Consider the following 1,352-nt stretch of genomic DNA (forward strand, 5'->3'; position numbering starts at 1 on the left):
GTCTTTAGTATTGTCAGTTGATGCATCTGGTCAGCCGTTTATGTCTAATAACGGAAAACCATTAGCTTGCCAAGCACCTGAACCTGTAGTGGCAACTTCATCAGTAAATACTGCTAAATCTACAGTTGTAGAAACGACAGTAAATGTCAATTTAGCAGCAGATACCTTATTTAAATTCAATGGATCTTCATTAAACGATTTACTTCCTAAAGGTCGTCAAGAAGTCGTCAATGTTGCCTCTCAAATTACAAATAATTTTGTATCAGTGAGTCATATTGCATTGACTGGATATACAGATCGTTTGGGAAATGCCAATTATAATCAACAGTTAGGTCAACGCCGTGCAGAAACAGTACGTCAATTGTTGGTTCAAAATGGCGTTGCTAGCAATGTTATTTCAGTGGCGAGCTCAGGTAAAAATAAACCTGTCACCAATGGTTGTTTCGATGTGAAACAACGTGATGCACTTAAAGCGTGCTTACAGCCTGATCGTCGTGTAACAGTTGCCATTACAGGCATTGCGAAGTAATTAATTTTTTAATATTTTTGGATCAAAAAAATGACAAAGTTTATTGTAATAGATAAAAGTTCTTTAAATAAAGAAACCGTGGATACCACACAAATTAATTTAAGCAAAGCCTCAATTGTACACACCAAAATGCATCGTGATGATGTGTCTGAGTTTCTACGTGATGGCAATAATCTCATCATGAAATTAAAAAATGGTGAAGTTGTCGTTATTAAAGATTTTTTTGTTGTACATGACGATGTTTCATCCGATTTAGTCTTTGAAGAAAATGGCTGTGCACTTTTTTGGTTTGATGGTCTTTCAGGCTTTAAGGATATTTCAGGTTTAGAAGCTTTATTGCCAGAGGCAGGAAGTCATTTGGCTGGTCTGTTACCTTGGATAGCAGGCGTAGGCGTATTAGGTGGCACTATTGCGGCAATTGGAGGCGGGAATAAATCAAAACACGGTAGTGGATCGGATCTACAACAAGGCGCAATTGACTTAAAAATTGGTAAAGACGGTAGCCTAACGGGTAAAACCACCGATGTTAAGCCAGGAACCGACGTTGTTATTACGGTTAAGGGTGTAGACAAAGATGGTCAAGTGGTGACAGAAACTGTTAAAACAGTGGTTAAAGACGACGGCACGTATAGTGCACAATTACCAGAAGGCACCAAAATTGTAGAAGGCTCACCACTGGTTGGTGAATCAGTAAGTACAGACCGCAATGGTAATGCTGTTAAAGGTCCAGGTGAACTTGCCGGTGCACCGGGTGTAAGCACGCCAGAAGACTTCCCAGCTCACACACCATCAGAAGTTGGTGGAGGCTTGGATCTACAACAAG

At 39.9% G+C, this 1,352-nt stretch carries 2 protein-coding genes; both read left to right on the plus strand.

Annotated elements, in window-relative coordinates; all coding sequences use genetic code 11:
- The coding region (locus I2F62_RS13025) for an OmpA family protein (protein ID WP_324627410.1) at positions 1 to 529 on the plus strand (529 nt) is incomplete at its 5' end.
- Positions 530 to 559: 30 nt separating this feature from the next.
- Positions 560 to 1,352 (plus strand): BapA/Bap/LapF family prefix-like domain-containing protein (locus I2F62_RS13030; RefSeq protein WP_324627411.1); only part of this gene is annotated, 793 nt, incomplete at its 3' end.

This window comes from Acinetobacter sp. MD2(2019) (assembly GCF_035615615.1).
In the GTDB taxonomy this organism is placed as follows: Bacteria; Pseudomonadota; Gammaproteobacteria; order Pseudomonadales; family Moraxellaceae; genus Acinetobacter.